Here is a 14,959-nt window from a genome sequence, read left to right as displayed (position 1 = left end):
TGCGTTTCCCATATAAACAATTGTTTTAACTCGATTTTTTAGTTAACAACATGGGATTGCAGGACTGGCATGGTTTCTGCTCTATCCCTGTCAGGTTCATAGGTCAGACACCGTATTACCGACGAAACAGCCAAACAAAAACACACTGCATAACAGCAACACATCAAGCCTTCCGTTCATTGCCACTTCCAGGGCGAGCGGGAAAGTGTTGCCGGTCACTTTGTAGTGCTCAACAGCGCAGGGGAAGTCAGCATGAAGAAGTACGTTATAGGCCTGGGACTGATCATCAGCAGCAGCGTCAGTTTCGCCGGCGAACCCGGCCCTGCCGCCCCCGAGACGTCGACCACCGCCAAGAAGCCGTTTCCGCATATCGCCTGGCGCAGCGATGACGGCCAGAGCAGCCTGGACATCGGCGGTGCCTTGCGCACCAACTACCGCGACGAGCACTGGGACACCACCGAAAACAACGGGCGGTTCCTGTTCGACACCTTCCGTGTCGATGTGCAAGCGACTTACAAAAACCTCTACAGCGATGTCGGCTACTGGTTCCAGGACGACGGCAAACGATCCATCGATCGCGGCTTCGTTGGTTATCGCCTGAACAGTAATTCCAACCTGCAAGTGGGCGCGCCGTTCAAGCCCTTCGGGCTGGAACCCTACCCGCAATTCGGCTGGAGCTATCACCTGCCCTTCTTCATGGGTTACGGCGTCAGCGCCGGCACCGGCTTGAAGTACAGCTACAAGGACAAGGACTGGGACCTGCAACTGGGCTACTTCCCGCGCATGTTGCCGTCCGACATTCGCTACTCGCCGGAAGTCGGGCGATACGCCGACCTCAAGGACAATGCCATCCCCTTCACCCAGTCGCGCCAGGACAACGAGAAACACAACCAGCTCAACGCCCGCGTCGCGCGGACCTTTGTCAACGATGGCTGGAAGACCGAAATCGGCGCGTCGTTGGCCACCGCACAGCTCTACAACGCTACCACCAAAGATGACGGCGACTATTGGGCCGGCGGCATCCACGCCATCATCAACGCCGGCCAGTGGACCGTCAGCACCCAGGGCATTCGCTACGAGTATGACCCGAAAAATCCGGCCGGCGTCAGCGACAATTCGATACTGATGGGCAGCAACGGCCTGACGCCCGCCTACCTGATAGCCGCCAAGGCCACCATCGCATCGCTGAACGTCGCCTACGACATTCCCACGCCGAAACTCGGACCGCTGAAGAAAATCAAACTCTACAACGACTACAGCCGCATGATGAAAGACGAGAGCGGCTGGGACGACTCGCAGATGTACACCGTGGGCGCACAGTTCCTGGCGATGCCGATCATGGGGTGGGTTGATTTCACCTGGGCTAAAAACGCCAACCCCTATGGCGGCGCGGAAAACGGCACGGGGTTCACCAATACCAGTTCGATCGGCAGTAACCAGTGGTACTACCGGACCAACATCAACATTGGGTACTACTTTTGATTTCGTAGGAGCTGTCGAGTGCAACGAGGTTGCGATCTTTAAAGGCAAGAGCAAAAGATCGCAGCCTGCGGCAGCTCCTGCAGGCGCAAGAGTGAACTGGCCTCGTTTCCTTCCCCAATCTGCGAATTACCAACTAAGGTTTATAGCGGTAATCGCCATGCCATCGCCCATTGGCTGGCAGGCATCGGCAAGCGGTTGAACAGGGAGGTTTTGATGAAAAGCGCTCGCAACCATTTCCATGTCGGGTTTGCCCCCCATTTCAAACGTAGCGCCTTGCTGGTCGCCATGGCCAATGCCCTGATGTTGGCGGACGCCCAGGCCGCCTGTGGGCCGCTTGCCGTCGGCACCTACAATGTATCGCAAACCTGTACGCCTGCCGCCGGCGTCGACGCCTCGATCAGTACTCAAGCGGGTACGGCCATCACCACCACTGCCGGATCCTCGGTGCTCAGTCGAGGCAACAACGCCAACTCAACCGTCACCCTCAGCGGCACCACGATCAACAGCACGCCACCGACGGCTGCAAACGCGGTGTTCTCTAACGTAATCGGATCTACCGGCAATGCGTCCCTGAGCGTCGATGGCGGTACCAACACGGTCAACGTGGGTGGCAGCGCACTCGACGCAATGGCCATCACCAATGCCAGCAGCGGGCTGTCGACGTTCTCCGTCACTTCGGGCACCACGCTGAACATCCTCAACAGCGTGGTTGGCAATGAACATGACGGGATCGATGTGAATGCCAGTGGCGGCGGTGGGATCAACGTTACCCACGACGGCAGTGGTCAGATAACACTGCTCGGCGGCAACGGCATCTGGACCAAGGCCACCGGCAGCGGAGCAACCAGCGTCAGTGTGGGTGCCGGGGTCAGCATCCTGGTCAACAACGACGATGCGCTGTCCGCCGGCGATCCCATCACCGATGACACCTTGCCTACCGCTGGCGTCGGCAACCACGCCGGCGTCCACACCCGCGCGGTCAATGGCAACACCACCCTGGTGAACGCGGCGACTGTCCAGGCCGTCGGCATGAACGCCTTCGGCCTGTTCACCGAAGGCGGCGCCGGCAATACCCGGTTGAGCAACAGCGGGACACTCAGCGCCAATGGCGTCAATGGTTTCGGCATTCGCTCCTTTTCCACCGTTGGCAGCATCGACATCGTCAACACCGGTGCGATCACCACCACCGGGGGCGGCGGACATGGTATCTATGCCAACGATAACGTTGGCGCCACCGGCTCAATCAGTATTGAAAACAACGCCGCTATCAACGTCGGCAACACGGCCAATACAGCCGGCTCGCGGGCGATCTACGTGATCAAGCGCGGCACCGGTGACGCGACCATCACCGGCAGCGGCAATCTCACCGTACTCGGCGGGCTCAACACCACGCGCGCCTACGGCATCATCGTCAGCGCCGAAAACAACAATGTCCTTATCGATTATTCCGGCAACATCTTCGCCAGTGGTTTTGGCGCGGGCGGCATCCGGGTCGACTCGACGGGCGGCAATGTCCGGGTCGACTACTCCGGCGACCGTATCGAAACGATCAACAGCAATGCCAACGGGATCTATGCCTCGACCCAATCACCCACAGGCACCGTGGACGTCAACGCTGGCGGCACGATCATCACGCATTCCGATGCCGGGTCGGGCGACGGCAGTGGCATTGGCTCCTTTGGCATACAGGCCCTGACCCTGGGCGGAAATACGAATGTTGCGTTCACCGGGCCGCTGATTGACGTCAATGGCCAGGGCGCGGCGATTCTGGCGGGCAATGCGTTCAATTCGGGCACTGGCGTGGGTACCCTGAATGTGAGTAACAGTGGGGAACTGATCGCTCGGGGCAATCAGCAGCGTGGCATCCGTACGTTGTCCGTCAGTGGCCAGCAGACTATCGTCAACTCCGGGCCGATTCAGACGCTGGGTGCCAGCGACAGCCAGGGCATTCTGGCGCAAGCATCCGGCGCGGCCACGCTCTCGGTCACCAACACCGGGGCAATAACCACGAAGGGCACGGGGTCGTCGGCGATCGATGCGTTGACCGAAGGCGGAGCGGTCAGCGTCAGCAACAGCGCAACCCTTCAAGGTGGATGGGCAGACAGCAACGGCGTGACCCTGGGCGGTGCAACCCAGACGTTGACGAACACCGGCGTGATCGGCGCGCTCAGCGATTCAGCGGTGCGTGCCGATGCAACCACGCCCGGGACGAATTTCATACTCGACAACACCGGTCAGATGACCGGTTCGGTCAATGCCGTCAGTGCCGCCAGTACCGTGACCAACAACGGCACCTGGATCTTGCGCAATTTCGCCGACAGCACCGGCAGCGGCACCCGTGATACCTGGGGCGTTTCGACCAGCAACCTGGGGTCGGCGGGCAACAACAGTATCGACAACAGCGGCGTCATTCGCCTGGCGGCGCAACCCGCTACAGGCATCGTCAATTTCAATGCCAGCGGTGCCTATCTGCCCTTGGGCCAGGCGGCCAATACGCCGACGCCGGGTGGCGCGGTACAGGGCCAATTGCTCGGCGTGAACAGCTTCACCCATAGCGGCACGCTCGACCTTGCGGCCGGCACCAGCACCGTGGGTAATGTGCTGCTGATCAGTGGCGCGACCACCGCCGGTACCGATGGCGGCGGGACGTTCGTCTCCAATGGCGGCAGTCTGCTGCTCAACACCACCTTGAACGCAGGCGGCAGCAACAGCCGTTCCGACATGCTGGTGGTGGACTCCACCAGCACCGGTAGTGGCGGTGCCACCCGGGTTACCGTGAGCAATGTCGGCGGACAGGGCGAGTTGACCCAGGGCAACGGCATCGCTGTCGTCGAATTGCTCAACAAGACCGATGGGGCAAGTGACCCCAACGCCTTTCGCCTGGCCAGCCGGGCCGTCGCGGGGCCCTATGAGTATCGCCTGCAACAGGGTGCCGAGGATGGCAGCGCCAGGGACACCTGGTTCCTGCGCTCGGATGCGCCCACGCCTCCTGCCCCCCCTGTTCCGCCAGACCCGACCCCCGATCCGACGCCGGACCCTGATCCAACGCCTGATCCCGCTCCGGTTCCCGATCACGTGCCGAATTTTCGTCCGGAGGTTTCGCTGTACGGCGCGGTTCCGGCGCTGGCGCTGGTCTACGGCAGGACGATGGTCGATACCTTGCACGAGCGGGTCGGCGAAGAGCGTCTCAACGCCGGCGATCCATTGCCCAAGGAAGATGAGTCCACTGTGGCCCCGTCCATGGGCTGGGGAAGGGTGATCTATCGCAGTGGCAAACAGGACGGCGATCGCAAGAACGCCCTGGGCAACACCCCCGAGTACAACTACGACCTGACCGCCTTTCAGGTCGGCACCGACCTCTACCGTAAAGTCAGGACCGATGGCAGTCATGAACAGGCCGGTGTGTCGCTGTCGGCGGGCACCATCGACGCAGGCGTCAGCCACTACACCCGCCGTCCCGCCGGTGAAGACACTTTGCGTGCCTATGGCGTGGGCGCGTACTGGACGCACTTCGGCCCGTCCGGCTGGTATCTGGACGGCGTGCTGCAGGTCAACCGCTTCGACATCGAGGCCAAGCCCAACGACCTGGCCAAGTTGAAAACCCGCGGTTGGGGCTACACCGCCTCGCTGGAAAACGGCTACCCCTACGAGTTCGACAAAGACTGGTACGTCGAACCGCAGTTGCAGGCCATCTACAGCTACGTCGATCTGGACAGCAGCGACGACGTCGGCGCCAACATTCGTTTCAAGGACGTGGATTCGCTGATCGGCCGGCTCGGCGTGCGCATCGCCAAGGACTGGGACACCGAGGGCGTCGACAAGAGCGAACGGCGCACCAACGCATGGGTTCGCCCCAGTGTCTGGCATGAGTTCAAGGGCCAACCGAAGACCGAGTTTTCCTCTGAATCAGGTTACGTCCCGTTCGAAGCCGACATCCAGGGCACCTGGGGCGAGGTGAATCTGGGGGTGGATTACCAGGCCAACCGGCGCACCACGATCACGGCCTCGGCAGGTTATCGCCAGGGGTTCGATGGGGACAGCCATGGATATGACGCGATGCTCGGATTCAAGATCAACTTTTGAAATCTTGCGCACTGAACGCCGTTGCGCCCTATGTGAAACGGCGCTCTCAGCTGTCGAATCGACTCAACGAGGTGTAGGGATCGAACGGTATGTAGCGTGACTGGCGGTCACGCATGACTTTGACCATGGCAACGTCCGGGTCCTGGGAAAAGATCAGGCGACCCCGTGTAGCCACCAGATGATCGAGCAAGCGCTCCTTGTCGCCGACCACGCATTCCGGGTAGCGATCATAAGCGCTGTTGACGTTCAGGCTCAGCCAGTGCGTTCCCGGGATCAGTTCGCCGACAAACACCACAGGCCCGCCCGGCAGCAGGATTTCCGGCAACAGTTGCCCCGGTGTGTAGCCGTCGCTGAAATGAAAATGCCAGCCGTGACCGAGGCGGTCGCAGCTATGGCCATCGATCAGGATCAGCCGCCCGCTGTTTTCCAGGCGATGCAAAAGCGGCGAGATGAACAACTCCCGATCACGTGGGTGGGGTTGGCGTGCACGCACCCAGTGACGTTCGCCCACCAGGTAATGCGCCTTGCGAAACAGCAGCCGTGGCATCTCCCCTTCCCTGACCCGCTCAAGCAGCTCTTCGGACAGGGGTGCATGCAGGTGGGTCAGCACCACCGCATCGATATCGTCCTCGCCCAGGCCATGCTGCGCCAGGCTTTCCAGCAACCCTGAAACGGATGGCTGGCAGCGGCAGGCACGCGGTATCGGCGCCAGCAATGCATCGGCACCGGCCAGCACGAGGATGTTTTTCCCCTCCTGCTGCACCAGCAATGCACGTGACGCAAGGTCGACCCGGTTGTCCAGGTCTGGCGTCATCCATTGCGACCATTTCTGCCGCGGTGTATGGCCGAACAGAACGCCGCCGTCCAGTTTGCGACGGGTGCCTGCCAGAGTGGAAATGCTACGACTCACGACGCTCAACCCCTTGCTCCTGACAGCCCCGCACACTGCGCACGAGGCCTCTAATCAGGGTTGCAGGTTACGCCATGGCCACCCGACACCGACCCACCCGCGTGGGGTGGGCCGGCTCATCCACGCTTGCGGGCGACAATGCTGACTTCTGCCCACCCCTACCCATTACAGGTGGTTTCGCCGGGCGCCCTGGTTGTCCATCATCAAGCCTGACTCTCGTTTCACAAGCTTCGTAGGAGCAGAAATGCCTTGATGGAGTGGGCGGTCACCCTCCTCTATCGAAAATTTTCTGTTCCTACTTTTTTCACCCGCCCCTTACAAACTGGTTACGCCCCAACGCCTTGGCGTTGTACAGCGCCTGGTCTGCCAGCTTGACCAAGGCTTGCAGAGGGTCCAGCTGGGACCCCGTGGCTGCAGCAATGCCGATGCTCACCGTCAGCCGTCCGAACGGGCTGGAGTGGTGCGTTATATTCTCCTGTTGCAAACGATCGAGGATACGCTGCGCCACCACCGCGGCACCGTCACCGTCGGTGTCTGGCAATATGATGCCGATTTCCTCTCCGCCAAAACGTGCCACCAGGTCTGACGGCCGCCGCACGCACGCCTCGAAAATTCGACTCACCGTCTGCAGGCAGGCGTCGCCAGCCACATGCCCGAGCGAGTCGTTGAAGCGCTTGAAGTAGTCGATATCAATCATCAGCAAGGCCAGCGACGTTCCCTCACGCTGTGCTCGCCGGGCTTCCATGGCAAGGCTCTCATCGAAGCAGCGCCGATTGGCCAAACCGGTAAGGGCATCTTTCATGGCAAGCAGCTCGAGTTGCCGATTCGATGAGAGCAACTGCTGCTGGGCCCCACGCAACCGATCTTCGGCCTGGGTACGCCGACGGATATCCAGGATCAGGAACCAACCGATGAGACCGGTCAGTCCCAGCAGCCCCGTCACCACCACCGCGGACAGCAAGGCCTCGGTTCGCCACGCGGCGAGGGCTTCGTGCTTGCCGAGTGCCACGGTCGTGACCAGCGGCAGCAGCTCACTCTTGCGGAAGGCGTAAAGCCGCTCCACGCCGTCCAGGCTGGAGGCAAACGACGCGGTGCCGACTGATCGATCGACGAGGTACTTGGCGAAGATGGGCGACCTGGAAAAATTGCGCCCCATGTCCTGCTCGCGAAAAGGATAACGAACCAGCAACGTACCGTCGGTATAGGACAAGCCGATAGCGCCCTCCTGCCCGACGTCGATCTTGCCAAACAGGCGCAGGAAGTTTTCAACCCCCAAGGTGACCGCCACGACGCCGGCAAACTCGCCGCCAGGACCATTGAAACGACGGCTGACGGTGATCACCCATTCGTGATTGGAACGGCTCTGGATGGGCGGGCCGATAAAGATCTCGCGGGAGGGGTCGTCGCGGTGATGAATGAAATAGTCACGATCAGTGCTGTTCGCCCCGACTGGAATCGGCCGGTTGGAAGACATCAACCAGCGGCCCTGATTATCGTAGATCGTGATGCCACTGAGCTGTGGCATCAGCGGCACCTGCCGGTCGACCAACGCACTGAGCCGCTCAATCTGCGCAGGGCCGCTGCCTTCGGTTTCCAGGCGTTCGACAAGCCCGAGCAACAGCAGCGAGCTTTGCCGGACAATGCCTTCGGAGTAAGTCGCGAGCGCCTGGGTGAGGTTCAAGCCATGGACATCCACGTCCTGCAACGCCTGTTCTCGAGAGGCCACTACCTTCCAGACAGTCAGTGACGCCAGGGAACAACCGATAACCAGCAGCAACAGCACAACAAGATGGGTATCACGCTTCACATTACTACCTTATGGAAAGTCCGCTTTTCCGTTCCAGCGACTATCGGGCCAGGCCCATAGCGGCAGCCATTCGTCCTTGAACAAGGATACAAGTAGAGGTGAAACGCTGCAGCAACTGAATGATGAGGCGCTGCTTACCGGAGCTGATTTCGACCCGTAACGAACGCTCAAAGGACAATTGAACCGAGGCAGCGGTATAGTTGCGCACGTTAGATGCCGTATACCCTACAAGATGGCACCCGCGGAAAAATCTGATCATGAAAGGAACAGCAGGTCGGCCAGCCACCTCAGATTGGGTCATGCGTAGCGCTCAACCTGGCAGCGTGGAACGCATCGAAGCGTGGTTCGGCAGCCATGGCTACGACCCACATCGCCACGATACCTACTCGATCGGCCGCACCCTCGCTGGCGTGCAGAGTTTTCACTACAAGGGCGCGCTGTGCCACGGCGTGCCGGGCAACACACTTGTGCTGCACCCTGACGAAATCCATGACGGCATGGCGGGTACTGATGCGGGTTTCCGCTACCGCATGGCCTACATCGATCCGGCGCTTATTCAAAACATTCTCGGCGGTGAGCCGTTGCCCTTCATTGCTGGCGGACTGTCATCCGACCTGCGCCTGTACCGCGCCAGTGAAGCCTTCGTGCAGGCACTGGATCATCCTCTGGAAAGTCTTGAGGAGCAGGACGCCCTGTACGACCTGGCAATGGCATTGCGTGCGGTCGGTGGCAAACCATGCGGCCGCAAACGCCTTGATTACCGCTCGGCCGAGCGCGCGAGGGCGTTCATCATGGAGCACCTTCACCAGGGCATTACCTTGGAGATGCTGGAAAAGGCCAGTGGGCGTGAACAATGGAGTCTGTCACGGGACTTCCGGGCACTTTACGGCACCAGTCCCTACCGCTTTGTCACGCTTCGGCGCCTGGACAGTTTTCGTCGGCTGATCCTCGATGGCTTCACGCTGGTCGATGCCGCCCTGGCCGCAGGCTTTCACGATCAGAGCCACATGACCCGGCACTTTACTCGCAGCTACGGCGTGTCGCCTTTGCGCTGGCTTGAACGCTTGCGTCCTGCCTGCTGACTTGCAGGATCGTACAAGAGCTGCAGGCTTTTCGTTGGATAGGCTGACCACTTCAACTACAGAGGATCAGTCATGTCCGACTTCAATCAGCAACGCGCACCACACCCCGTGAACCTGGCCCAAAAGGCTTCACTGATCGAGCAACAGTGGAGCCCAAGGGTCGTCGCAGAAATGAACGACTACCAATTCAAGGTGGTGCGAATCGAAGGTGAGTTCGTCTGGCACTCGCACCCGGAGACTGATGAAGCATTCCTTGTGCTCGAAGGCATTTTGCGCATCGATCTGGCGCAGGGCTGCGTTCATGTACACCCGGGTGAACTGTATGTCGTGCCGCGTGGAGTGGAGCACAGGACAGCAGCGCACGGAGAAACGAAAATCATGATGATCGAGCCGCGAGGGGTTCTGAATACCGGTCACGAAGGTGGCGAGCGGACGGCGTTGAACGACGTCTGGATTTGAGTCGACGGCACCTGCCGGGGTGCCACTGCAGGCCTGACTGAAAGTAGAGCCCCTAAAAGGCGGGCTGACCCGAGAGGCGACAAAGGGTCGAAAAGCCCGCCTCTGCACTCACGGAGTTTGCATAGGTATAGGGGGTATACCTATACTTAAATCTGCACAGGTAAAGGGGGTATACCGTGGGTCATATTGCTGCCAACAAAGACGATCTCCTCAAGCGCGTCAAACGCATCGCCGGACAAATCCAGGCCGTTGAGCGCGCATTGGAATCGGATCTCGACTGCGCGAAAACATTGCATCTGGTCGCTGCCACACGCGGCGCTATCAACGGATTGATGGAGGAAATCATCGAGGATCACGCCCGCGAGCATGTAGCGAACCCTGCGCTCAGCGAAGCGGAACGCAACCAGGGTGTCGAAGAGCTGCTTGAAGCCATTCGCCGCTACTCAAAATGAAGTCGACAGGTACCGCTTCATGAACAACTCCAGCCTCAATCACGTACACGACCACGTATTTCTTGGCGCCTCCCACGATGAGAATGCCAAGCGCACCCTCTGGGTCGTGGCGCTTACCCTGGTGATGATGGTGGGTGAAATTACCGCCGGCTACATCACGGGCTCGATGGCGTTGCTCGCCGATGGCTTCCACATGGCGACCCATGCCGGTGCGTTGGGTATCGCGGTGGCGGCTTACGGCTACGCAAAGCGCCACGCCTCGAACAAGCGTTACAGCTTCGGTACCGGAAAGGTTGGGGACCTGGGCGGGTTCGCATCGGCGCTGATTCTCGGCGTGGTGTCCCTGGCGGTCGGAATAGAGTCGGTCATGCGGCTCTTGCAGCCGACTGAGGTTCAATTCGGCACGGCGACGCTCATTGCGATTGTCGGCCTGATCGTCAACATCGTGAGCGCGCTTCTGCTTGGCCACGGTCACAGCCATGACCATGACCATGACCATGACCATGACCATCATGGCCACGGACATCACGGGAACGACAACAACCTCAAATCAGCCTACTTCCACGTCGTGGCGGACGCGCTGACGTCTGTCCTGGCCATTGTGGCATTGCTCGCTGGCCGATACCTCGGATGGGTATGGCTGGATCCGGTAATGGGCATCGTGGGGGCCATTGTCATCGCACGCTGGGCATGGAGCTTGATGGGCGTCACCGCCAGCGTATTGCTCGATCAAACCGATGAGCTCGTCGCAGAGGAAATCCGCGAGCTGGTTGAGAGGCCTGGCGATGCCACCATCACTGACCTGCATGTCTGGCGGGTTGGGCCACAAGCGCATGCCGCGATCGTCAGCGTCATTGGCCAGGCCACAGCAGACGCCGAGAGCATTCGTGAACGATTGAAGCCTGTTCACGAAGTCAGCCACTTGACGGTCGAGTTTCGATCTGAAGGAGCTCGCCATGCCCTTGGGTAAACGTGAACTTGCACGGATCGAGCGCCGCTTGATAGCGACACTGACCGACGCCTGCGAAACAGCAAAATCTGAAATCAAGGGCTTTACCTGGCTCACCCATACGGCTGACTTGAACGCGCTTGCCCTAACGCTGAAAGTGACCTGGGTGTTCGAAACGCTGGCCGACAGGAAACTCGCCGAGACTACCGCGAAAGTGCGGATTCTTGAGCTGACGGCCATCGCGCTGAAGGAGGCAGACATCGATCTTGTGCCCTCAGATCGCACTGTGCGCTTGGACTCTGAGGAGGAGTGCCAACGCACCCAGGGTGGCGATTGGCACAAGCGCCTGGCGCAATTCAGCGTGTCCAAGGGTTATTGACAATGGCCAAGGAAATCGAAAACCCATGCATCTCGGTTTGCCAGTTGAGCGGCGACCTGTGTGTGAGCTGCGGGCGCAGCAAAGACGACATCAGGCAGTGGAAACGCATGAAGCGACCGGAAAAAATGGCCGCGGTACAAAGGGCTAAAGCGCGTTTGAAAGGGCTGAAGAAATCACGCGGGTGAACTGTATGGTTTTCGAGCCCGATGCAACAGGCACAACACCGGTGCCACATTGAACACAGCCAGCGTACCGAGTCCGTTGCCAGCGCCATGACGTACAAGTCCGACAAGCTGCCCGGGCTGGAAATCAGGAATTAATGGATCCTTTATCAAAAAACCATCGAAAAAAGTTGAAATGGCCGATAATCGAACACTTTATAAAACACGATAACTATTTGTTTTATAACGAATTAAAGCAAAAAATAAAAAATAAAAAGATAAAAAAACCTCACAACCCACTTCTCAATGGATCCATAAATTGATTGACTGGCACTGTACGGTGTCAGGTACAGCGCCTGCCCGCTCATAAAAATAACAAGGGTGTCGGGATGAATGACTTCTCAATCGGGTTCGAGCTTCGGCTTGCACCCACCTTCGTGTGCCTTTCTCGCTTTACCTTTAGCCAGCCTCGTCTCGAGGGGCAGCCATGAGTGTCGACCTGAAGCGCGTGGTAGATGAGCGTCCCATGGCGCACTTCCAATGGCTGGCCGTGGGCATCTGTATTGTCCTGAACATGATCGATGGCTTCGACGTGTTGGTGATGGCTTTCACGGCCTCCTCGGTGTCTGCCGAATGGGGCTTGAATGGCGCGCAGATCGGTTTGCTGCTGAGTGCCGGATTGTTTGGCATGGCGGCAGGCTCGCTGTTCATTGCGCCGTGGGCGGATCGTTATGGACGTCGGCCATTGATCCTGTTTTGCCTGCTGCTTTCCGGTGCCGGCATGCTGTTGTCGGCCCTCAGCCAGACGCCGCTGCAACTGGCGCTGCTGCGCGGGTTGACCGGCCTGGGGATCGGCGGAATCCTGGCCAGCAGCAACGTGATTGCCAGTGAATATGCCAACAAACGCTGGCGCGGGCTGGCGGTCAGCCTGCAATCCACCGGTTATGCCTTGGGCGCGACCCTGGGCGGGCTGTTGTCGGTGTGGCTGCTGACGCAGTTTGGCTGGCGTTCGGTGTTCATCTTCGGGGGCGCCGTGACCCTGGCGGTGATTCCTTTGGTGCTGCTGTATTTGCCTGAATCGCTGGACTTCCTGATCGCCCGTCGCCCCGCAAATGCCCTGGTCCGCATCAATCGCCTGGCCGCCCGCCTCGGCCAGCCCGCATTGCGCGATCTGCCCGTGGCCCTCTCGGCGCCAACTTCAGGTCGTGGACGCCTGGCGCAGTTGCTCTCGCCGGATTCACGGCGCACCACCCTGTTGATCTGGCTGCTGTTCTTCCTGGTGATGTTCGGCTTCTACTTCGTGATGAGCTGGACGCCGAAGCTGCTGGTCTCGGCAGGTCTGTCGGCACAGCAAGGCATCAGCGGCGGCGTGCTGCTGAGCGTCGGTGGCATCTTCGGCGCCGCGCTGATTGGCGGCCTGGCCTCGCGCTGGCGGCTGACCCGGGTGCTGTCGCTGTTCATGCTGATTACCGCGGGCCTGCTGGTGCTGTTTGTCGGCTCCGCTTCATCGGTATCCATGGCACTGGGCCTGGGCCTGCTGATCGGACTATTCGCCAACGGTTGCGTGGCGGGCTTGTACGCGCTGTCGCCGATTGTCTACGACGCTTCCGTGCGCACCACGGGGGTCGGTTGGGGCATCGGTATCGGGCGCATCGGCGCGATCCTGTCGCCCACCGTCGCCGGCCTGTTGCTCGACAGCGGTTGGCAGCCACTGCACCTGTATGGGGTGTTTGCCGTGGTCTTCGTGATTGCCGCCGCCGTGTTGCTGCAACTGCGGCCCAAGGCACCGGCGCAACCGGCCGCCCAACCCAGCCAGGCTTGACCATTACAAAGCAGTAGCGAGGCCCTGCCCTCGCTGCTGACAACATCCTCCAGGAAAACAACAATAATGACTTACTTTCCTCTCCCTCCCCGGGCCCTGCTCGGCGGTGCAATAGCGCTTGCCCTGATGCCTTCGGTGCAAGCTCAAAGCAGCGGTTTTCTTGAAGATTCCAAGACCAGCCTGACCCTGCGAAATTACTACTTCAATCGCGACTTCAACGATCCCGGTGCCAGCAAGAGCAAGATCGAAGAATGGGCCCAGGGCGCGATCCTCAAGTTCAGTTCCGGTTATACCCCGGGGGTTGTCGGCTTTGGCCTCGACGGTATCGCGATGCTGGGCATCAAGCTCGACAGCGGTCCGCAACGCAGCGGTTCGGAGCTGCTGCCGGTGCACGACGATGGCCGCGCCGCCGACGATTACGGGCGCGCGGGGCTGGCGGCGAAAATGCGCGTTTCCGACACCGAAATGATGCTCGGCGAACTGATGCCGGATATTCCCCTGCTGCGCTACGACGACGGCCGCCTGCTGCCGCAGACCTTCCAGGGCGCCATGCTGGTGTCCCGGGAACTCCCCGGCCTGAGCCTGCAGGCCGGTCAATACAACGCCGTGAGCCTGCGCAACTCCTCGGACATGCAAGACCTCTCGGCCTGGGCTGCGCCCACCGTCAAGTCGGACGGCTTCAACTATGCGGGCGCCGAATACCGCTTCAACGAACAACAGACCCAGATCGGTGCCTGGTACTCGCAACTGGAAGACATCTACCAGCAAAGCTATCTGAACCTGCTGCACAAACAGAAATTCGGTGACTGGACCCTCGGCGCGAACCTGGGGTATTTCATCGACAAGGATGACGGCAGCGCCCTGATCGGCAACGTGCAGAGCCATACCGCCTATGGGCTGTTCTCGGCCAACCTGGGTGGCCACACCCTGTACCTGGGGCTGCAGAAGGTCAGCGGCGATACCGGCTGGATGTCCGTGTACGGCAGCAGTGGACGGACCCTGGGTAACGACATGTTCAACGGCAACTTCAGCAACGCCGACGAGCGTTCCTGGCAGGCGCGTTATGACTACAACTTCGTCGCCGTCGGCATTCCCGGCCTGCTGCTGATGACCCGCTACGGTCACGGCGAGAACGCCACCACCAAGGCCGGCAGCAATGGCAAGGAGTGGGAACGTGACACCGAGGTCAGCTACACCTTGCAAAGCGGCCCGCTGAAAAACCTCAGCCTGCGGGTCAACAACGCCACCAACCGTCGCAGTTTCAACAGCGACTTCGATCAGACCCGCGTGATCGTCAGCTACCCCCTGTCACTCTGATCCCCCGCCAGGGGCGCGTGTCGCCCCTGTATCTCTCCCCTCCTTGCGCTACTATG

12 protein-coding genes are annotated in these 14,959 nt (G+C 60.2%); 10 read left to right on the top strand and 2 right to left on the bottom strand.

Going from position 1 to position 14,959, the window contains the following annotated elements:
* Positions 1-252: 252 nt before the first annotated feature.
* Entirely contained in the window at positions 253-1,482 is a 1,230-nt protein-coding gene (locus BKX96_RS03125) for a putative porin (RefSeq protein ID WP_046815207.1), read from the top strand.
* A 213-nt stretch (positions 1,483-1,695) separates the two neighbouring features.
* Entirely contained in the window at positions 1,696-5,565 is a 3,870-nt protein-coding gene (locus tag BKX96_RS03120) for an autotransporter outer membrane beta-barrel domain-containing protein (RefSeq protein WP_077182668.1), read from the top strand.
* Positions 5,566-5,611: 46 nt separating this feature from the next.
* Here BKX96_RS03120 and BKX96_RS03115 read toward each other — a convergent pair whose 3' ends face one another.
* Complete coding sequence (locus BKX96_RS03115) at positions 5,612-6,475, bottom strand: MBL fold metallo-hydrolase (protein ID WP_077183123.1); 864 nt, start codon at positions 6,473-6,475, stop codon at positions 5,612-5,614.
* A 304-nt stretch (positions 6,476-6,779) separates the two neighbouring features.
* The gene (locus tag BKX96_RS03110; RefSeq protein WP_077182667.1) at positions 6,780-8,282 is read right to left on the bottom strand and encodes a sensor domain-containing diguanylate cyclase; all 1,503 of its coding nucleotides are present in this window, start codon (positions 8,280-8,282) and stop codon (positions 6,780-6,782) included.
* Positions 8,283-8,539: 257 nt separating this feature from the next.
* Here BKX96_RS03110 and BKX96_RS03105 point away from each other — a divergent pair, with 257 nt between their 5' ends.
* From BKX96_RS03105 to BKX96_RS03070, 8 genes are all read left to right on the top strand, one after another.
* Positions 8,540-9,364, top strand: coding sequence for an AraC family transcriptional regulator (locus BKX96_RS03105; protein WP_077182666.1), 825 nt, complete (start codon positions 8,540-8,542; stop codon positions 9,362-9,364).
* Positions 9,365-9,436: 72 nt separating this feature from the next.
* Positions 9,437-9,823, top strand: coding sequence for a cupin domain-containing protein (locus tag BKX96_RS03100; protein ID WP_046815203.1), 387 nt, complete (start codon positions 9,437-9,439; stop codon positions 9,821-9,823).
* A 176-nt stretch (positions 9,824-9,999) separates the two neighbouring features.
* Positions 10,000-10,275, top strand: a complete 276-nt coding sequence (locus BKX96_RS03095) for a metal/formaldehyde-sensitive transcriptional repressor (RefSeq protein WP_046815202.1) — start codon at positions 10,000-10,002, stop codon at positions 10,273-10,275.
* Between the two features lie 19 nt (positions 10,276-10,294).
* Entirely contained in the window at positions 10,295-11,245 is a 951-nt protein-coding gene (gene dmeF, locus BKX96_RS03090) for a CDF family Co(II)/Ni(II) efflux transporter DmeF (RefSeq protein WP_077182665.1), read from the top strand.
* Positions 11,232-11,603: a hypothetical protein gene (locus tag BKX96_RS03085; RefSeq protein ID WP_077182664.1), complete on the top strand. Its 372-nt coding sequence runs from the start codon at positions 11,232-11,234 to the stop codon at positions 11,601-11,603. The genes dmeF and BKX96_RS03085 overlap by 14 nt, the downstream gene beginning before the upstream one ends.
* A 2-nt stretch (positions 11,604-11,605) precedes the next feature.
* Positions 11,606-11,788: a DUF1289 domain-containing protein gene (locus tag BKX96_RS03080; protein WP_046815199.1), complete on the top strand. Its 183-nt coding sequence runs from the start codon at positions 11,606-11,608 to the stop codon at positions 11,786-11,788.
* 463 nt (positions 11,789-12,251) lie between these two features.
* A complete protein-coding gene (locus BKX96_RS03075; protein WP_077182663.1) occupies positions 12,252-13,586 on the top strand; it encodes an MFS transporter in 1,335 nt (444 codons plus the stop codon).
* Between the two features lie 126 nt (positions 13,587-13,712).
* Complete coding sequence (locus BKX96_RS03070) at positions 13,713-14,903, top strand: OprD family porin (protein WP_248686964.1); 1,191 nt, start codon at positions 13,713-13,715, stop codon at positions 14,901-14,903.
* Positions 14,904-14,959: the final 56 nt, after the last annotated feature.

Origin of the sequence: Pseudomonas putida (genome assembly GCF_001976065.1) — a bacterium.
Lineage (GTDB): Bacteria > Pseudomonadota > Gammaproteobacteria > Pseudomonadales > Pseudomonadaceae > Aquipseudomonas > Aquipseudomonas serbica.
This window is presented reverse-complemented; position numbering and strand designations above follow the sequence as displayed.